This is a genomic window from Streptomyces sp. NPDC047002 (assembly GCF_040704505.1).
Classification (GTDB): domain Bacteria; phylum Actinomycetota; class Actinomycetes; order Streptomycetales; family Streptomycetaceae; genus Streptomyces.
This window is the reverse complement of sequence record NZ_JBEYWC010000003.1, coordinates 54771-71140: the sequence shown is the minus strand read 5'-3', so window position 1 is coordinate 71140 and position 16370 is coordinate 54771. Positions and strand designations below refer to the sequence as shown.

Below are 16370 nucleotides of genomic sequence, written 5' to 3'. Positions count from 1 at the left end.
GCGCGCGGTGGTGCGGGCCCCGGCCCCGCGCCACCGCGCACGGCCACCGCGCACCACCGCGCACGGCCCCCCGCACCGTCGCGCGCCCCGTACGGGTCACGGCACGAACACCGTCCTGCTGCCCGGCTCCACCGGCTCGTTCCAGGCCTTCTCGACCTCGGCCAGCGGGCGGGGCCGGGCGTCGGCGGTGAGCGTCTCCGCCGTCAACTGCTCAATCAGTGAGGGGAGTTCCGCGACGATGCCGGCGGTGGTCACCGAGCCCTGGCCGCTGCCGATCACCCGCAGGTCCGCCGCGCGCAGCACCGCGGACGGCAGCGCGACCTCGGGCCCGGCGGTGGAGCCGATCTGGATCCAGTGCAGCGGCTTCGCCCGGTCGGTGCGGCGGGTGACGATCGCGGGGATCGCCCGCTGGGCGGGCGCGCCCCAGGTGTAGTCGATCACCACGTCGACGTCGGCCGCCGCCGCGCCGAGGCGCTCGTCCGCCGCTGCGGCGCTCACGGGGCTGCCCGGCTCCTCGGCGAGGGAGACCACGTCGGTGGCGCCGAGGCCGGTGAGCAGGCCGAGCCGCCCGGGATCGCGGCCCGCGGCGACGATCCGGCCGGCGCCGAGGTGGCGGGCGATCTGCACGGCCATCTGCCCGGCGTTGCCGGTCGCGCCGAGCACGAGGACGCTCTGCCCCGGCCGGAAGTCGATCCTGCGGCGCAGCGCCACCCAGGACGAGATGGCGGGGTTCATCGCCGCGGCGACGACCACCGGGTCGGCGCCTTCGGGCAGCGCGACGGCGCGGCGCGGGTCGAGGAGCGCCTGCCCGGCGAAGGTGCCGGGGGCGCCGTCGTCGGCGACGAAGTACACCCGGCGGCCGTCGGGCAGGCGGCCCACGGCGTCGACGCCAGGGACCATCGGGAGGCGCCCCTTACTCGTGTAGTGGGTTCCGTCCGCGCCGGAGCGGACCCTCGGGTGGAGTCCCGCGGCGAGCACGTCCACCAGGACACGGTCCCCGGCAGGGCCGGGCGTGGGGAACTCCTCGTAGCGGGGCGGGCGGTCGAAGGAGCGGACGACGGCGGCGAGCATGGCGGCACCTCCAGGGCGCGCGGTGCCTCGGCGGCCACCGCGCAGGATTAGTACGTGACGCGAATCAAATTAGTTTGTGTCACGTACTACGTCAACCCTAGGATGGCCGCATGACCGAAGACACCGTGCGGCGCGCCCCCGCCGACCTGGGCATCGTGGACAGCCTCGCCCAGCTGTCGTTCCTTGTGCAGGCGGAGCTGGGCAAGGTCGCGGCCGAACAGGGGCTCTCCGTCATCCAGCTGCGGCTGCTCGGCGTGCTGCGCGACCGCGAGCCCGGCATGCAGGAGCTCGCCCGCCATCTGGGCCTCGACAAGTCGAGCATGACCGGGCTCGTGGACCGCGCCGAGCGCCGCGGCCTGGTCCGCCGCACCCGCGCCCCGCACGACGGGCGCTCCGTGCGGGTGTCGCTGACCGACGAAGGGCGCGAGGTGGCCCGCCGCCTCACCGAGGACGCCGGACGGCGCGTCGGCGCGCTCGCCGCGCACCTGACCGACGCGCGGCGCGCCCTGCTCTCGTCCGTCGCGAGCGAGCTCGTGGACGGGCACACCGGGCTCTGAGCGCGGGGGAGCCGACGGCGCGTCAGCGCCGGTCGAGGCTGAGCGGGTAGTCCGTGATGATGCCCTGCACGCCGAGCGCGAGCATCCGGTCCCGCTGCGCCGCCGTGGTGAGGGTGTGCGCCCAGACCCGGGGGATGCCGCTGTGGACGGCGGCCCTCACCTGCGCGTCGGTGGCCCGGTGGTCGATGTCCAGCAGGTCGACGAAGCCCGTCCACGCGCGGGGGTCGTCGTGCGCCAGCTGCGCGGCGCTGCGCCACAGGTGGGTGAGGAGGCCCGCGGCGTGGATGCGCCGGGCGACGGCCGGGTCGTTGGTGTTGACGAGCACCGACGACGTCAGGCCGCGCGCCTTGATCATCGAGGCCAGCGTCGGCACCTCGCTCGCGTCCTTGGCCTCGACGGTGACGACGGCCCGGCCGCCGAGCGCGTCGAGGTACTGGTCGAGCGTCGGCGCGGGTTCTGGGGCGCCGCCGCCGGTGTCGAGCCTGACCTGCTTCCAGGTGGCCGGCGTGTAGGCGGACACCGGCCCCGTGTGGTCGGTGGTCCGATCGACGGTCGCGTCGTGCATCAGGACGGGCGTGCCGTCCTTGAGGCGGCGGGTGTCGATGTCCAGCACCTGCACCCGGCCGGAGGCGAGGGACTTCTGGGCGCCGGAGACGCTGTTCTCCCTGATGCCCGGCTCGCCGCCGCCGCCCCGGTGCGCGTCGAGCACGCGCCGCGGCAGCGCGGCGAAAGAGACGGGCGCCGGGGCCGCCTGGTGCGCAGCCGCCCGCGCGGGGCCCTCGCCCTGCCCGGTGCCGGGCTGCCCCATGCCGCCCTGCCCGGCGTCGAGCGTCCACGCCCCGGTGCCGGCCACCACGGCGGCGACCGCGGCGGCGCGGACCGCCGCGCCCAGGGCGGGGCCCGATCTGCGGCGTACTCCCACGCCATCCCTGCCTTCCCCGGATCCCTCCGGCGTCCTCGCGCCCCTCGCGTGCCCTGGCTCCCACCGGGTTTCCCGGGGGGCGCGCCGCCTCACGGAAAACGCGTACATCGGCGGAGAAATCCTGGTTCGCCCCGCGTGCGCGCCACGCTAGCGGCGCGGCCCGCCTCCGCCGCGTGCGCCACGGCCGAGGCGGCCGGGTGAACCCGCGCGGCGGGGCGGACGCCGGTCAGTGGCGGGGGCGGACGCCGCTCAGTGGGGGGTCCACTGGCCGTAGTCTTCGGCCTTCGCCGTGTTCAGGTCGCAGGCCGTGCCGCCGATGGTCTGCTGCGCTCCCTGGCGGATGTGGGCGCGCTTGTCCCACTGGCCGCCCGACCAGGCGGGCGTCTGCCACCCCCAGGCCGCCTTCTTCGCGTCGAGGGCCCGCTTGAGCGGGTAGTAGCCGCCGTAGACGCCGACGCGCTCACGCCCCACCACCCCGGCGGCGCCGTCCAGATAGGCGTTGATGTCGTCCTGCTGGCCGGGTGTGGCGTCGAAGTCGACCGCGAAGTAGATCGGCCGGTCTCCCGGCATGCCCGCGTGCGCGGCGAGCGTCTCGGCCTTCCGCGCGTCCTCCTCGCCGCCCTTCTTGCCCGACAGCGCGCGCTGCGCGCTGCTCTCCCACACCACCACGCAGGAGACGCCGTGCGCGGCCAGCTCGCGCGCCTCCTCCGCCGTGAGGTTCTTGCCCTCGTCCCCGCTCAGGTAGCGGCAGGCGAACTTCTTGCCCGCCGCCTTGAGTGCGGCCCCGCCTGGACGGCCCCACGCATAGTCGACTCCCGCAGTGTCCGGCATGGCCGGTACCTCCGTCCTTCACTCTTCGTGCTGGATCTGCTACTGATGGTCGTCTGCCCGGTGCGGGCGCGGCCGAACACACGGCCAGGGGGCGCCTTGGCGCACGTGCCGTAGTGTGCTGCGGTGCTTCGCATCCTGTACGTCACCGACCTCGGCTACGAGGCGGCGGGCCGCCGCTACTGCGACGAGGACATCTGGCTGTCCGGGCGGCTGCGCCGGCACGGCTTCACCGCCGCGCTGTGCCACCCCCGCGACGCCGCGGGCCTGATGGGGGACTTCGACCTCGTCCTCGTGCGCAACAGCGGCCCCGTCCTCTACTACCGCGAGGCGTACGAGGAGTTCCGCGCCGAGGCGCTCGCCGCAGGGGTGCGGGTGGTCAACCCGCTGACGGGGCGCGGGGACATGGCGGGAAAGCGCTACCTGGCCGACCTGACGCGCGCCGGCCTTCCCGTCATCCCGACCGCCGACAGCGCCGCCGCGCTCGCCCTGCTGCCGGACGCCGAGGAGTACGCGGTCAAGCCCGTCGACGGCGCCGACTCCCTCGGTCTGCGCTTCGTCGCACGCGCCGACCTCGCGGAGGCGGCGGTGGAGGGCGGGGGGATGCTCGTACAGCCGCGGATCCCGTTCCGCTACGAGGTCTCGTTCTACTTCGTCGACCGGGACCTCCAGTACGCGCTGTACGCCCCCGACCCCGAGCGCCGCTGGGAGCTCGTGCCGTACCCGCCGGACGCCGCGGACGCCGCGTTCGCGCTCCGGTTCGTCGACTGGAACGCGCTCGGCCACGGCGTCCAGCGGGTCGACGCCTGCCGCGCGCCCGACGGGCGGCTGCTGCTGGTCGAGTTGGAGGACCTCAACCCCTATCTCTCCCTCGACCGCGTGCCCGCGTCCGTGCGCGAGGCGTTCGCCGCCCGGCTCGCCGCCTCGCTGCGCGCCGCCGCCCGCCGCTGATTTGTTCAGTCAGGTAATCAAGTGGCCCCGCTCTCCCGCACCCCGCTCCCGTACGGGCGATGATCCACCCCAACTCCTCGCCGACTGGAGGCAGTCGAGCTTTTTGACAGAGCATTGACAAATTAAATTCGCGTTGCCAGCATGCAAAAACGCTCCACCGCGCCCACCGGTCCCCGCGCCCCCGCCGCGGCCCTGCCGGGCGCGGCCAGCAAAGCGCGACGGCGCGCGCCTTGCCTGACAGACCCCCATCGCACGTCAGGAAAGGACCCAGATGCCACTCCGTCCACCCGCGTGGTCAGGACTCGGGGCCGCGCTCGTGCTCGCGCTCGGCGGCGCCACCGCGGCCACGGCCGCTGCCGCCGCCCCCGCGCCGCGCGTCGCCGCGGCACCCGCCGACATACCGGCCTCCGACTACCAGCAGGTAGAACTCGCCTCAGGTGCAGCAGAGCTGGGCGAGGCCATGTCGCTGGCCGTGCTGCCCGACCGGGCGGTGGTGCACACCGCACGCGACGGCACACTCCGCTACACCGACCCCGCGGGCAACACCAGGGTCGCCGCCAAGCTCGACGTCTACACCCACGACGAGGAGGGCCTCCAGGGCGTCGCGGCCGACCCGGGCTTCGCCGCCAACCACTACCTGTACCTCTACTACTCGCCCCGCCTGGGCACGCCGGACGGCGACGCCCCGGTCAACGGCAGCCAGGCCGACTTCGACCGCTTCAAGGGCCACCTCAACCTCTCGCGCTTCACGCTGAAGGCGGACGGCACCCTCGACACCGCGAGCGAGAAGGTCCTGCTCGAGGTCGACAACGACCGCGGCCAGTGCTGCCACGTCGGCGGCGACCTCGACTTCGACGCGCAGGGCAACCTCTACCTCTCGACGGGCGACGACACCAACCCCTTCGAGTCCCAGGGCTACGCGCCGCTCGACGAATCCGCGGGCCGCAACCCGCAGTTCGACGCCCAGCGCTCCGCGGGCAACACCAACGACCTGCGCGGCAAGATCCTGCGCATCCACCCCGAGCCCGACGGCACGTACACCGTCCCCGGCGGCAACCTCTTCGCGCCGGGCACCGCGAGGACCCGCCCCGAGATATACGCGATGGGCTTCCGCAACCCCTTCAGGCTCTCCGTCGACAAGGCGACCGGCACCGTCTACATGGGCGACTACGGCCCCGACGCGGGAGTCACCGACCCGAACAGGGGCCCCGGCGGACAGGTCGAGTTCAACCGCATCACGGCACCGGGCAACTACGGCTGGCCGTACTGCACCGGCACCAACACGCCCACCGAGTCGTACAACGACTACACCTTCCCGGGCGGCCCCTCCGGCGCCCCGTACGACTGTGCCGGCGGCCCCACCAACGACTCTCCGCACAACACGGGACTCGCCAGGCTGCCCGCGCCCAAGGCCGCCTGGATCAGGTACGGCGGCGACGCCGGCTCCCCGCCCGAGTTCGGCGGCGGCTCCGAGTCCCCGATGGGCGGGCCCGTCTACCGCTACGACGAAGGCCTCGACTCCGCGGTGAAGTTCCCCAGGTCCCTCGACGGGAAGTTCTTCGCAGGCGAGTACGGCCGCCAGTGGATCAAGGCCATCACCGTGGGCGCGGACGGGAGCCCGGGCGCCATCGAGGACTTCCCCTGGACCGGCACCCAGGTGATGGACATGGCCTTCGGACCGGACGGCGCGCTCTACGTGCTCGACTACGGCACCGGCGCCGACAACCAGGCCCTCTACCGCATCGAGTACCTCGGCGGCAGCAACCGCAGCCCGATCGCCCGCGCAGCCGTCGACAGGACCTCGGGCCCGGCGCCGCTCACCGCCTCCTTCTCCTCGGCGGGCAGCTCCGACCCGGAGGGCGGATCGCTCACCTACTCCTGGGACTTCGGCGACGGCACGACCTCGACGGCCGCCGACCCGACCCATACGTACACCAGGACGGGGACCTTCTCCCCGACGCTCACCGTCAAGGACCCGGAGGGCCTGACCGGCACCGCGAGCCTGGTGGTGACCGTGGGGAACACCGCGCCCACCGTGAAGCTCGGCATGCCCGGCGACGGGCAGCTGTTCTCCTTCGGCGACACCGTGCCCTTCACCGTCACCGGCAGCGACCCGGAGGACGGGCCGCTCGACTGCTCCCGGGTCACCGTCACCTACTTCCTCGGCCACGACAGCCACCAGCACCAGATCACCTCGGCCAAGGGGTGCAGCGGGCAGATCACCGTGCCCACGGACGGCGAACACGACGCGGCCGCCAACCTGTTCGGCGTATTCGACGCCTCGTACACCGACAAGGGCGGCCTCACCTCGCACAGTGTGAGCAAGCTCCAGCCGAAGCACCGCCAGGCCGAGCACTTCACCGCGCAGAACGGCATCGAGACCGCAGGGCACGGCGGCGCCGAGGGCGGCACCACGGTCGGCTTCACCGATGACGGCGACTGGATCTCCTTCGCGCCCTACGACCTGCACGACGTCACCGGGGTCAGCGCGCGCGTCGCGTCCGCGGGACCCGGCGGCACCCTCGAAGTGCGCGCGGACTCGGCCACCGGCACTCTGCTCGGCACCGTCGCCGTCAGGCCCACCGGGAGTTGGGACACCTTCACCGACGTGACGGCCGGCCTCACGGCAGGCCCGGGCGCCGGCTCGCAGCTGTTCCTCGTCTTCAAGGGCGCCACGGGGCAGGGCAACCTGTTCGACCTGGACGCCTTCACCTTCACCACCGGAGGCGCCCGATGACCGGACGTACCCGCCCCGCCGCACGGCGGCTCGCACTCGCCGCCGCCGCGCTCGCCCTGGGCACGGCGTGCCTCGCCGCCCCCGGCGCAGCCGCCGCCCCCGTGTCCGCCCCCGCGGGCACGCACGCGGCCGACCCGTACCAGGTGCTGGTGTTCTCCAAGACCGCCGGGTTCCGCCACGACTCCATCCCCACCGCCGTCGCCGAGCTCACCCGGCTCGGGCAGGAACACGGCTTCCAGGTCACGGCGACCGAGGACGCCACCGCCATCAGCGCCCAGAGCCTGGCCCGTTACCGCGCCGTGGTGTTCGTCTCCACCACCGGCGACTTCCTCACCACCGAGCAGCAGGACGCGCTGTTCGCGTACGTCGACGGGGGCGGCGGCTTCATGGGCATCCACGCGGCGGCCGACGCCGAGTACGACACACCGGCCTACCAGCGGCTGGTCGGCGCGTGGTTCCTGAGCCACCCGGCGATCCAACAGGCCACCGTGCGCACCGAGGACACGGACCACCCGGCCACCGGGCAGTTCGGGCCCACCTGGACCGTCACCGACGAGCTGTACAACTACCGCACCGATCCGCGGCAGGACGTGCACGTCCTGCAGACCCTGGACGAATCCACCTACACCGGCGGCACGATGGGCGCCGACCACCCCATCACCTGGTGCCACCCGCAGGGCGACGGCCGGTCGTTCTACACCGGGCTCGGCCACCAGAACGAGCTGTACGCGGACCCCGGCTTCCAGCGACTGCTGGCGGGCGGCGTCGCCTACGCGGCGGGCGAGGCGCCTGCCGACTGCACCCCGGACGGCGGGGGAGGCCCGGGGCCCGCGACCGTCGAGGGCGAGGCGTACACCTCGGGCTCCGGCGTGCAGGCGGCCGACCACGGCGGCGCGAGCGGCGGCCGCACCCTCGGCTTCATCGAGGACGGCGACTGGGCGGGCTACGCGTCGGTGGACACCTCGGGCGCCACGGCGTTCACCGCGCGGGTGGCGTCGGCGGGCGCCGGCGGCACCGTGCGGATCAGGGCGGGCTCGCCCACCGGTCCCGTGCTCGGCGCGGTCGACGTGCCGTCCACCGGCAGCTGGGACACCTTCACCACGGTGTCCACCGGCCTGACGGCTGACGGCAGCGGGCCGCTGTTCCTCACCTTCTCCGGAGGCCAGGGAGCGCTGTTCGACATCGACACCTTCTCGCTCGCGTAGCGGGCGAAGGACCGGGGAGCACACCGCGGTCCCCGCCGCGCGCGTCCAGCGTGCGGCGGGGACCGTGCCGTCAACAGCCGGAGAGGGGGCAGCAGTTCATCCCTCGGGGGCCTGCCAGGACACCGTCGTACCGGTGCCGCCGTCGTCGCGCACCCCGTCGTCGCGCACCGTGAGCCGCACTGCCGTGCGCCCGTCCGGCAGTCGGGCGCGCGCGTCCACCGTTACGTCCACGGCCGTCACGCCCTCCCTGCGGTGGGCGGCGGCGAGCGCGCCCCGCAGCGCGGAGACCAGCTGCGCGTCCACCGGTTCGCGCACCGCGGACTCCACCGGGCCGAGGAAGCGCACCGAGGGCCGGAAGCCGAGCAGCGCGGCCGCGCCGTCGGTCTCCCGCAGGACGCGCCCGCGCAGGCTCGTCGGGGCCTCCGCGGGCGGCTGCTGGAGCGCGAAGATCGCGGTACGCACCTCCTGGATGATCGAGTCCAGCTCGTCGGTGGCCCGGTCGAGCAGCTCGCCCGTCGGGCCGGCGCCGGCCCTGCGCCGCGTCGACTCCAGCATCATCTCCGTGGCGAACAGCCGCTGCACCACGAGGTCGTGGAGGTCCCTGGCGATCCGGTCGCGGTCCTCGTAGACGGCGAGCCGCTCCCTGTTGTGCTGCACGTCGGCGAGCACGAGCGCCAGCGCGGCCTGCGAGGCGAACTGCGAGGCGAGCAGCCGCTCCGCCTCGGTGTACGGGCGCCTGCCGCGCGTCCTCGGCACCGTCAGCGTGCCGATCAGCCGGCCGCCGTGCTGGAGCGGCAGCATCATGCTGGGTCCGAACCGGTCTCGCACCGGCGTCGTCATCCGCGGGTCGGTCGCCGAGTCGTCGAGGAACACGGGCTCCCCGCCGAGGAGTTGGTCCAGCACGGCGGAGCCGGGCAGGATCGTCGTGCCGACCATGCCATTCGCGACCGCGGGGTCGGCGGCCGACGCGGCGACGATGCTCATGCCGCCGTCCGCGGTGGGCAGCAGCACCGCGCCCGCGTCCGCGTCGGCGAGGACCCGCGCCGACTCGGCGACCGTGCTGAGGGCGTCCTCGGCCGACTCGCCCGTCAGCAGCGCGGTGGTGACCGCGGCCGCGCCCTGGATCCACCGCTCGCGCTGGCGCGCCGTGCCGTACGTACGGGCGTTGCCGATGGCGATGCCCGCCTGGGCGGCGAGCGTGTGCAGCAGGACGGTGTCGCGCGCGGTGAAGGTGCCGCCGGTGACGCGCAGGCTGCCGAACACCTCGTCGCCGACCCGCACGGGCACCTCGGCGGCGTCTGCCGCATCCGGTGCGGCGTCCGTGCCGGAGGCGCCGCCGTCCTGGCCCGGGGCGCCGTCCGCTCCCTGGGCGTCGGCCGGGTCGGGGCCCGCCGAGAACAGCTCGGTCAGCGGCGCGCTCTCCGGCTGTACGACGGCGAGTTCGCCGTAGCGCGCGCCGACCAGGACGAGCGAGGTGTCCACGATGTGCTGGAGCGTGACACCGAGTTCGAGGTCGGTGCCGATGCCGAGGACCGATTCGAGCAGCCCCGGCAGCCGGTCGGCGTAGGCGGCGCCCCCCTCGGAACCGCCTCCCACGACCCCGGCGCCCGCACTCCCGGGTCCGGCTGCCCCGGCCTCTCCCGGCGCCCCGTGTTCTGCGGCCTCTCCGGGCTCTGCGGGTTCTCCGGCCTCTCCGGCCTCTCCGGCTCGCACGGCGGTGGGGGAGCGGTCAGTGCGCGTCGGCCAGCGGGTCCATGGACACCGGCTGCACCTGACCCTCGATCATCGCGCCCATGCCGAGGATGGTGCACTGGTCGGGCCGCTCCGCGATCGCCACCGGCATGCCCGTCGCCTCCCGCAGCATGGTGTCGAGCCCCGGCAGCAGCGCGCTGCCGCCGACCATCCTGATGCCGGTGTCCGCCAGGTCGGCCACCAGGTCGGGCGGGCACTCGCGCAGGACCCGCCCGATGCCGTCCTTGACGGCCGTCAGCGGCGTGTAGATCGCCTCGCGCACCGCCGCCGTGTCCACCTTCACGGAGCGCGCCACGCCGGTGGCCACGTCCCGCCCGTTGATCTCCATCGAGGTGGGGCCCTCCGCCGTCAGCCCGTTGTCGCTCAGCGCCAGCTGCAGCGGCCGCACGGACTGGCTCGGCAGCACCAGCTCGTGGTGGTGGCGCAGGTACTGGATGACGGCCTGGTCGATGGCGTTGCCGCCGACGGGGATGCGCTGCGCCGTCACGATCGAGCCGAGCGAGATCACCGCGACCTGGGTGGTGGCGGCCCCGCACATGATGATCATCGTGGCGGTGGCCTCCTCGACGGGCAGCCCGCAGCCGACCGCGGCGGCGAGCACCGTGTCCACCAGCTCCACCCGGCTCGCACTGAGACCGACCAGCGTCTCGACCGCGGCGCGCTGCGCCAGCGGATCGCTGTCGTGCGGGGTGGAGGCCGCGGCCCGCAGCCGGGGCTTGCGCCGCAGCTGACGCCTGAGCTTGTCGCCGATCAGGTGCCGCAGCATGCGCTGCGCCATCTCGACGTCGATGACGGTACCGCCGGTGACGGGCCGTACGACCCGGATGTAGTCGGGCGTGCGGCCCGTCATCTGCTCGGCGAGCGCGCCGACCGCGATCAGCGATCCGGTGCGCGAGTTGATGGCGGCGCAGCTCGGCTCGTCGACGACGAGGCCCGCCCCCTTCACGAAGACCCGCGTCCTGGCGGCCCCCATGTCGACGGCGATGTGGCAGCGGCGCAGGTTCTCAAGGCTGACGGTCACGGCGGATCTCCCGAGCGGCATGGACGGTCACCGGCGGGGCGGGCGCCGGTCGGTGTCGTTACGGAAATCCTGCGGCCCCCCTGGCCCCGGCGCGCGCTGGGCTGCGCCGGTCGGTGTACGGGTCCGTGCGGGCGCCGCTCAGGCGGCCGACCACCGCTGGAGCAGCCCCCAGGTGAACTCGGCGACGTACGCGGACCGGCCGTCGGCGCCCGGCGCCCCGCCGCGGCCGCCGTCCCCGCCGCCCGGGTGCGAGCCGTCCCGCTCGGCGCCGTCCCGCTCGGGATCGTCGGGCCCCGGGCCTGCGGGCGCGCGGAACGCCAGGCCGAAGCGGGTCGGCGCCGTGCCTTCGAGCGGTCGCGCGGGCGGGAAGGCGCGCGCCAGCTCGTCGACGGTGCAGCCCCACGGCCGCAGGTCGGCCGCCGTCGCGAGGACCGGTGCCGGCGCGCCCTCGGCCCGTACCAGCCACTCGTTCCACACCGCGCCGCCCGGCGCCACCATGATCTCGAAGCGCAGGTCGGGCCAGAGCGGCACGGGCCACTGGAGCGCCTCGCACTCCAGCTCGCCGACCTGCCGCCGCAGCGCGCGCTCCGGCTCGCCGAGCACCGACAGGTACCTGGCCCTCGCGCCCCTGCCGCGCGGCGAGCGCACCATCGCCTGCCAGCGCCGGTTCGCCTCCCGCAGGTCGGCGCGCGACGCGCCGAGCGCGCGCCTGGCCTCGTCGGCGAGGTCCGGCTGGTGGTCGGCCATCCTGCGCAGCAGGACGAGTTGGAAGGAGAGCGGGCCGAACGCGCCCGGTGCGCTGCCTGAGGTCATGACGCCATTTTCGCCAATCGGACAACATGGCGCGGGACACGCGGCCCTGCACAGGATCTCCACACGCGTGGCGGCCAACGGTGTTGCCGCGCCGCATACCCTGCGAGCGCCATGGACTACTGCGACCACTGCCGACGCCACCTCAACGGCGCGCTGACCTGCGCCGGATGCGGCAGGCCCGCCGAGGACGCGCGGTGGGACGCGCAGGCCCCGCCCGAGCAGCCGGCCGCGCCGCCGCAGGGGCCGTACGGGCAGGGCGGGGGCCAGGGCGGATACCCGCCGTACCCGCCGTACGGCGCCGCGGCCGACGCGGCGCGGGTCCCGGCGCAGCCCGAGCCGGAGGACGGGCGAATACCGGCGCCCTTCACGCCTGAGGACGCGGGGGTGCGGGCGCCGTACGGGCCGTACGGCGCCGCGCCCTTCCCGCACGCCGGTCCGCACGGCTCCGGGGAGCCGGCAGGGGCCCCGGCAGAGGGGGCACGGGTGCCGGCCCAGTTCGAGCCCGAGGGCGGCGGGACACCGGCGCCGTTCGGGCCCGGGGGCGGCAGGGCACCGGCGCCGTTCGGGTCCGATGGCGCGCGGACACCGGCCGGATCCGTGCCCGGCGGCGCCCCGGAGGCCGACGGCCTCGCGCGGGCCGGCGGCCGGGAGCCGGCGACAGGCCAAGAGCAGACCGCCCCCGCCGACCAGGCGGACGTCCACGAGGCGGCGGACACCGCGGACGCCGTGCCCGGCGGCGGCCACGGCCGCAGCCACCACCGCGCGGCGCGCAGGCCGAGGCAGGCCCCGCGCAGGGCGCGCAGCAAGCGGGGCCGCAGGATCGTGGTCGGCGTGCTCGGCGTCGTCCTCGCCTCAGGCGTCCTCAGCCTGGCGCAGCTGGCGCTCGACCCGGCCCGCAGCACCGGCACCGGCACCGGGTCCGGCAGCCGGGTCAGCGACGACGGCACCGGCCTCGACTACGACGGCGACCCTTCGGCCTCCGGCAGGCCCGCGGTGCCCGGCGCCCCGGGCGAGGACCCCGGCGCGGACGGGTCCGCGGACGGGGCCTCGGAGAAGGGCGCCGACCCCGCCGCGTCGGGCGACGGCGCGAGCGCGAGCCCCGGGGGCGGCGAGAGCGCGCACGGCACGCCGTCCGGCACGGCGGCGAGCGCGCCGGGAGCCACCGGGCCCGCCGCCCCCACCGGCCCGGCGACCGGCCAAGGCGCCCCCTCGTCTGCCGACCCGACCGGGCCTGCCGACCCGCCCGCCACCTCGCCGGCCGAGCCCTCCTCGCCCGACCCCGACCCCACCGAGAGCCAGTGCACCCCGATCCTGTGGTGGTGCGCCTGACGCGGGAGGCCCGTGCCGCCGCGCCGCGCTCAGGCGTCGTCGCCCACCATGCGGCGCAGCAGGTCCCGCAGGGTGCGGCGCTCCTGCGCAGACAGCTCGGCCAGCGGCTCGCGCGCGAAGTCGAGCGAGTCCCGCAGCCTGGCCGCCGTGGCGAGCCCGCTGCGGGTGGGCGCGGCGAGCTTGACCCGCCGGTCGGACGGGTCGGGCGTCCGCTCGACCAGGCCGCGCGCCTCCAGCCGGTCGACGATCCCCGTCACATTGGACGGCTCGCACTTGAGCTTCCTGGCGATCCTGCGCATGGGCAGCGGTTCGAGGGACAGCAGACGCAGGACGCGGGCCTGCGCCCCGGTGAGTGAGTGCTCGGCCGCCGCCTGCTCGTACTCCTCGTAGTAGCGCGCCACGACGGAGCCGATGAGCTCGACGACTTCGAGGGTGAGCGGGTCGGTGCGCGAGGTGGCCATGGACACAGGGTACCCGGTTGCTTGACAACATGAAATATTCAGATGCACTGTTGTTTCATGTGGTGAAGCTTTCGCCACGATCCAAGCCCACCACGCTCCACGGAGGTATCCGGACCATGGCCGCACTTCCCACGTCGGGCCGCGCCTGGCATCTGACCGCCCGCCCCCACGGCTGGCCCGTGCCGGACGACGTCGCCCTGCGCGAGATCCCGGTCGCAGAGCCGGGCAAGGGCCGCATCCTCGTCCGGAACCTGTACTTCTCGGTCGACCCGTACATGCGCGGCCGCATGAACGACGCCAAGTCGTACGTGCCGCCCTTCGAGCTCGGCAAGCCGATGGACGGCGGCGCCGTCGGCGAGGTCATCGCGTCGGACGCGGACGGCTTCGCCGTCGGCGACCACGTCCTGCACGGCCTCGGCTGGCGGGAGTACGCGGAGTTCCCCGCGGACCGCGCCGTCAAGGTCGACGCGTCTCTCGCGCCCCTCTCCGCCTATCTCGGCGTTCTCGGCACCACCGGCCTCACGGCCTACGCGGGCCTCTTCGAGACCGCCTCCTTCAAGGAGGGCGACGCGGTGTTCGTCTCCGGCGCCGCAGGCGCGGTCGGCAGCATCGTCGGCCAGCTCGCGAAGATCAAGGGCGCGTCCCGGGTCATCGGCTCCGCCGGCACCGACGCGAAGGTCGACCTCCTCACCGGCGAGTACGGCTTCGACGCGGCCTTCAACTACAAGAACGGCCCGGTCAAGGACCAGCTCAAGGCCGCGGCCCCCGACGGCATCGACGTGTACTTCGACAACGTCGGCGCCGACCACCTCGAAGCGGCCATCGGCCGGATGCGCAACTTCGGGCGGATCACGCTGTGCGGCATGATCGCGCAGTACAACACCACGGAGCCGCCCGCGGCCCCGCGCAACCTCGCCCAGGTCCTGACCAAGCGGCTGCGCATGCAGGGCATGATCGTCATGGACCACATGGGCCTGCGGCAGCGCTTCGTCGAGGACGTCGCGGGCTGGCTCGCCGAGGGGCGCCTCAAGTACCAGGAGACGACCGTCGAGGGAATCGAGAACGGCTTCGACGCGTTCCTCGGCGTGATGCGCGGCGAGAACACCGGCAAGATGATCGTCTCGCTCGACCGCTAGATCCTCTAGATCCTCGACCACTAGATACCGGCCGGGAGGGTCCCCCCGTCCGCCGCCTCGGACGGCGGATCTCCCCGCCCGCCCACTAAGGTGATTTCCAGGCCGCCGCGGCCTTGGGCGCGAGTCGCGGCGCACAAGCAGAACGGAACAGTCCGACATGGCCATTGAGCAGATTCAGCCCCTGTACACCGCCGTCGCCACCGCGGAGAACGGCCGGGACGGCCGGGTCGCCTCCGACGACGGCAACCTCGACGTCGTCGTCAACCCCCCGAAGGAGATGGGCGGCAGCGGCGCGGGCACCAACCCGGAGCAGCTGTTCGCGGCCGGCTACAGCGCCTGCTTCCAGAGCGCGATGGGCGTCGTGGCGCGCCGGCAGAAGCTGGACATCAAGGGGTCGAAGGTGACCGCGAAGGTCTCCATCGGCAAGCTGTCGAACGGCGGCTTCGGCCTCGCCGTCGAGCTGACCGCCTCCGTGCCCTCGCTCGACGAGGCCGCCACGAAGGACCTCCTGGAGAAGGCGCACGAGGTGTGCCCGTACTCCAACGCCACCCGCGGCAACATCGAGGTGACCCTCTCGGCCGCCTGAGCCGCACCGGCACGGCCCGGACCGGGCCCGCCCGCCCCGCTAGGGTTGCCCGCATGGGCGATCTCGGGGCGGGCTTCGGCTTTCTGGTCAAGGGGCAGCGGTGGGTGGGCGGCCACGGCAGATGGTTCGGCTTCGGGCTGCTGCCCGGCCTCGTGACCCTGGTGGTGTACGCCGCCGCGCTGATCGCCCTCGCCTACGGCGCGGACGACGCGGTGGCCTGGGCGACGCCCTTCGCCGACGGCTGGGGCTCCCCCTGGCAGGGCCTGTTCCGCGGCGGGATGACCGTCCTGCTGTGCGCGCTCGGCCTCTTCCTCGCGGTCGTCACCTTCACCGCGGTCACCCTGCTGGTCGGCCAGCCCTTCTACGAGGCCCTGTCCGAGGCCGTCGAGCGCGACCGGTCGCCGGACGGCACCGTGCCCGACTCGGGCCTCTCCTGGTGGCGCGGGATGCTGGTCTCGCTCAGGAACAGCCTGTACGTCCTGGTGCGCGTGGCCGCCTGGGGCGTGCTGCTCTTCGCCCTCGGCTTCCTGCCCTTCGTCGGCCAGACCGTGGTGCCCGCCGTGGGGTTCTGCGTCTCCGGCTTCTACCTGACGCAGGAACTGACCGCGGTCGCTCTCGAACGGCGCCGGGTCGGCGCCCGCGAGCAGCTCGCCTGGCTCAAGGGCCGCAGGCTGATGGCGCTCGGCTTCGGGGTGCCGCTGACCCTGGCGTTCCTGGTGCCGGTGGTGGCGATCTTCCTGATGCCGGGGGCCGTCGCGGGCGCGACGCTGATGGCGCGCGCACGCGAAGCCGAAGCAGGAGCCGGGCCGGGCTCAGGGGCCGGGGCAGACGCAGGGGCCGCGCCCGCCGCGCCCGCCGGCCCCCCGGGCCCCGCCCCGCTGCCGGGACAGGGCCGCCCCGCGCCGCACGGCCGGGCCGGCGCGCCCGCGCCGGGCGAGCGCTGACGGGCCGAGGGCAGGCATACGGCCCCGGGGCGGTGTCAGGTTCCGCCTCGGGGCCGT

General features: G+C 74.6%; 14 protein-coding genes and 1 pseudogene. 8 read left to right on the top strand and 7 right to left on the bottom strand.

Translation table 11 applies throughout. The features are described 5' to 3' along the window. Positions 1 to 96: 96 nt before the first annotated feature. On the bottom strand, positions 97 to 1071 hold the full coding sequence (locus tag AB0910_RS04785; RefSeq protein WP_366743078.1) for a zinc-binding alcohol dehydrogenase family protein: 975 nt from the start codon (positions 1069 to 1071) through the stop codon (positions 97 to 99). A gap of 110 nt (positions 1072 to 1181) precedes the next feature. Between AB0910_RS04785 and AB0910_RS04780 the strand changes: the two genes are divergently transcribed. Then, positions 1182 to 1628 (top strand): MarR family transcriptional regulator, encoded by a 447-nt coding sequence (locus tag AB0910_RS04780; protein WP_366743077.1) that lies wholly within the window; start codon positions 1182 to 1184, stop codon positions 1626 to 1628. Positions 1629 to 1650: 22 nt separating this feature from the next. Here AB0910_RS04780 and AB0910_RS04775 read toward each other — a convergent pair whose 3' ends face one another. Beyond that, positions 1651 to 2550, bottom strand: coding sequence for a glycerophosphodiester phosphodiesterase family protein (locus tag AB0910_RS04775; RefSeq protein ID WP_366743076.1), 900 nt, complete (start codon positions 2548 to 2550; stop codon positions 1651 to 1653). A gap of 249 nt (positions 2551 to 2799) precedes the next feature. Beyond that, positions 2800 to 3381 (bottom strand): DUF1906 domain-containing protein, encoded by a 582-nt coding sequence (locus AB0910_RS04770; protein WP_366743075.1) that lies wholly within the window; start codon positions 3379 to 3381, stop codon positions 2800 to 2802. A 123-nt stretch (positions 3382 to 3504) separates the two neighbouring features. On the opposite strand from AB0910_RS04770, the gene AB0910_RS04765 reads away from it, so the two are divergent. From AB0910_RS04765 to AB0910_RS04755, 3 genes and pseudogenes are all read left to right on the top strand, one after another. Then, the gene (locus tag AB0910_RS04765; RefSeq protein WP_366743074.1) at positions 3505 to 4329 is read left to right on the top strand and encodes a hypothetical protein; all 825 of its coding nucleotides are present in this window, start codon (positions 3505 to 3507) and stop codon (positions 4327 to 4329) included. A 271-nt stretch (positions 4330 to 4600) separates the two neighbouring features. Next, positions 4601 to 7066, top strand: coding sequence for a PQQ-dependent sugar dehydrogenase (locus tag AB0910_RS04760; RefSeq protein ID WP_366743073.1), 2466 nt, complete (start codon positions 4601 to 4603; stop codon positions 7064 to 7066). Then, positions 7063 to 8265, top strand: a pseudogene (locus AB0910_RS04755) (ThuA domain-containing protein); the annotation flags it as partial. The gene AB0910_RS04760 and the pseudogene AB0910_RS04755, both read left to right, overlap by 4 nt. Before the next feature lie 102 nt (positions 8266 to 8367). On the opposite strand, the gene AB0910_RS04750 reads toward AB0910_RS04755, so the two are convergent. The 3 genes from AB0910_RS04750 to AB0910_RS04740 form a co-directional block, all read right to left on the bottom strand. After that, the gene (locus tag AB0910_RS04750) at positions 8368 to 9867 is read right to left on the bottom strand and encodes a GAF domain-containing protein (RefSeq protein WP_366743072.1); all 1500 of its coding nucleotides are present in this window, start codon (positions 9865 to 9867) and stop codon (positions 8368 to 8370) included. 133 nt (positions 9868 to 10000) lie between these two features. After that, positions 10001 to 11044 carry a rod shape-determining protein gene (locus AB0910_RS04745; protein ID WP_366743071.1) on the bottom strand — a complete coding sequence of 348 codons (1044 nt, stop codon included), beginning with the start codon at positions 11042 to 11044 and terminating at the stop codon, positions 10001 to 10003. Positions 11045 to 11182: 138 nt separating this feature from the next. After that, the gene (locus tag AB0910_RS04740; protein WP_366743070.1) at positions 11183 to 11857 is read right to left on the bottom strand and encodes a hypothetical protein; all 675 of its coding nucleotides are present in this window, start codon (positions 11855 to 11857) and stop codon (positions 11183 to 11185) included. A gap of 111 nt (positions 11858 to 11968) precedes the next feature. On the opposite strand from AB0910_RS04740, the gene AB0910_RS04735 reads away from it, so the two are divergent. Beyond that, positions 11969 to 13186 (top strand): hypothetical protein, encoded by a 1218-nt coding sequence (locus AB0910_RS04735; protein ID WP_366743069.1) that lies wholly within the window; start codon positions 11969 to 11971, stop codon positions 13184 to 13186. A 29-nt stretch (positions 13187 to 13215) separates the two neighbouring features. On the opposite strand, the gene AB0910_RS04730 is transcribed toward AB0910_RS04735, so the two are convergent. Beyond that, positions 13216 to 13647: a MarR family transcriptional regulator gene (locus tag AB0910_RS04730; protein ID WP_366743068.1), complete on the bottom strand. Its 432-nt coding sequence runs from the start codon at positions 13645 to 13647 to the stop codon at positions 13216 to 13218. A 116-nt stretch (positions 13648 to 13763) separates the two neighbouring features. Between AB0910_RS04730 and AB0910_RS04725 the strand changes: the two genes are divergently transcribed. The 3 genes from AB0910_RS04725 (at position 13764) to AB0910_RS04715 (ending at position 16313) form a co-directional block, all read left to right on the top strand. After that, on the top strand, positions 13764 to 14783 hold the full coding sequence (locus AB0910_RS04725; protein ID WP_366743067.1) for an NADP-dependent oxidoreductase: 1020 nt from the start codon (positions 13764 to 13766) through the stop codon (positions 14781 to 14783). A 157-nt stretch (positions 14784 to 14940) separates the two neighbouring features. Beyond that, positions 14941 to 15369, top strand: a complete 429-nt coding sequence (locus tag AB0910_RS04720; RefSeq protein ID WP_366743066.1) for an organic hydroperoxide resistance protein — start codon at positions 14941 to 14943, stop codon at positions 15367 to 15369. 53 nt (positions 15370 to 15422) lie between these two features. Then, positions 15423 to 16313: an EI24 domain-containing protein gene (locus AB0910_RS04715; protein WP_366743065.1), complete on the top strand. Its 891-nt coding sequence runs from the start codon at positions 15423 to 15425 to the stop codon at positions 16311 to 16313. The last annotated feature ends 57 nt before the right edge of the window (positions 16314 to 16370 follow it).

Coding starts and splice junctions, on each gene's coding strand:
- AB0910_RS04785 (WP_366743078.1), bottom strand. CDS start 1,071: ATGCTCGCCGCCGTCGTCCGCTCCTTCGACCGCCCGCCCCGCTACGAG.
- AB0910_RS04780 (WP_366743077.1), top strand. CDS start 1,182: ATGACCGAAGACACCGTGCGGCGCGCCCCCGCCGACCTGGGCATCGTG.
- AB0910_RS04770 (WP_366743075.1), bottom strand. CDS start 3,381: ATGCCGGACACTGCGGGAGTCGACTATGCGTGGGGCCGTCCAGGCGGG.
- AB0910_RS04760 (WP_366743073.1), top strand. CDS start 4,601: ATGCCACTCCGTCCACCCGCGTGGTCAGGACTCGGGGCCGCGCTCGTG.
- AB0910_RS04740 (WP_366743070.1), bottom strand. CDS start 11,857: ATGACCTCAGGCAGCGCACCGGGCGCGTTCGGCCCGCTCTCCTTCCAA.
- AB0910_RS04735 (WP_366743069.1), top strand. CDS start 11,969: ATGGACTACTGCGACCACTGCCGACGCCACCTCAACGGCGCGCTGACC.
- AB0910_RS04730 (WP_366743068.1), bottom strand. CDS start 13,647: ATGGCCACCTCGCGCACCGACCCGCTCACCCTCGAAGTCGTCGAGCTC.
- AB0910_RS04725 (WP_366743067.1), top strand. CDS start 13,764: ATGGCCGCACTTCCCACGTCGGGCCGCGCCTGGCATCTGACCGCCCGC.
- AB0910_RS04720 (WP_366743066.1), top strand. CDS start 14,941: ATGGCCATTGAGCAGATTCAGCCCCTGTACACCGCCGTCGCCACCGCG.
- AB0910_RS04715 (WP_366743065.1), top strand. CDS start 15,423: ATGGGCGATCTCGGGGCGGGCTTCGGCTTTCTGGTCAAGGGGCAGCGG.